Below are 987 nucleotides of genomic sequence, written 5' to 3'. Positions count from 1 at the left end.
TGTTCCAGGCGCGGACCATATATTTCATCGCTGATTTAGCCATCACTCAGCCTCCCACTTGATGCCCGCGGTGCTACGAATTTCCCACAAAACACGAGGCACACCACCATTTCCAACCGGGTCGCGCTTGTCTTTGAGCATCACGCTTGATGCCGCCCAGCCAGGCCGAGCGGGCAACTCTTTGACACGCACGAAACCAGCGGCACGCAGTGACGCGCCCGATTCATCAGCTTGGGTATATGTGATGCAGCGGTGATAGCCCATTGCTCTGGCAGCGCGCCAGATTGCGCCGTACAGAGCGCTGTTAGCGTTGCGTTCACCAGTAGTGCAGGTACGATTGACCTCAAGCGTCAGCCCATCGTCGAAGTGGCGAGCTACCGGGCGACCTGCTGTCGCAACGCCAATCAGTTCCCCAGCGGCGTTTTTCAGCCCGACGCTGAACTTGTGTCCGCGTGGCGGTTTATTGTGCCGGTGGTGCTGTGCGATAAATTCCTGTGCGGTTTTCAGCGTTATTGGTGAGATGACCATCACTCAGCCTCCCACTTGATGCCGGCGGCGGTCAGCCACTTGAAGAAATTGTTCTGACAATCGATATAGCCTTTCGCGTAGTCCTCAGTAGCGCCATAGTGACAAATCTGGAACTCATCGAACTGCTTCACGGTGACGGTGCGCGACTCAAGCCCAGCGATTTTTGCCTGCTGATTTAATAGCGTTCGCTGGGCAATGAATAACTGGCCTCGGGCCAATTCATTCTCTGTTTGCGCCTTCTCCAGCGCCTCTATCGTCACAGCGCCAGCCGCTTTCCATGCGGACCACATGTCGGTGATGTTCGGCTCATGGTATGCGCCATCAGAAGTCCGGCGCTTTTTGAGGTAGCCCCACGGCAGAGCCGCTTCGCCTTCCAGCCACGCCTCGAATTTCTCTCTCTGCGCCAGTTCGGTAATATCAGTCATTAGCCTTTTCCTCTCTGCGGAACATCATGATTGT

At 55.8% G+C, this 987-nt stretch carries 2 protein-coding genes; both read right to left on the bottom strand.

What is annotated here, in order from left to right; genetic code table 11:
* Positions 1–42: 42 nt before the first annotated feature.
* The gene (locus AQ981_RS25310) at positions 43–528 is read right to left on the bottom strand and encodes an XF1762 family protein (protein WP_058914520.1); all 486 of its coding nucleotides are present in this window, start codon (positions 526–528) and stop codon (positions 43–45) included.
* Positions 528–953 carry a phiTE_015 family protein gene (locus AQ981_RS28350; RefSeq protein WP_058914519.1) on the bottom strand — a complete coding sequence of 142 codons (426 nt, stop codon included), beginning with the start codon at positions 951–953 and terminating at the stop codon, positions 528–530. Before AQ981_RS28350 ends, AQ981_RS25310 begins: the two co-directional genes overlap by 1 nt.
* Between the last annotated feature and the right edge of the window lie 34 nt (positions 954–987).

Origin of the sequence: Entomohabitans teleogrylli, assembly GCF_001484765.1 — a bacterium.
Lineage (GTDB): Bacteria > Pseudomonadota > Gammaproteobacteria > Enterobacterales > Enterobacteriaceae > Entomohabitans > Entomohabitans teleogrylli.
The sequence above is the reverse complement of the archived record's forward strand: the minus strand, read 5'-3'. Positions and strand labels throughout refer to the sequence as shown.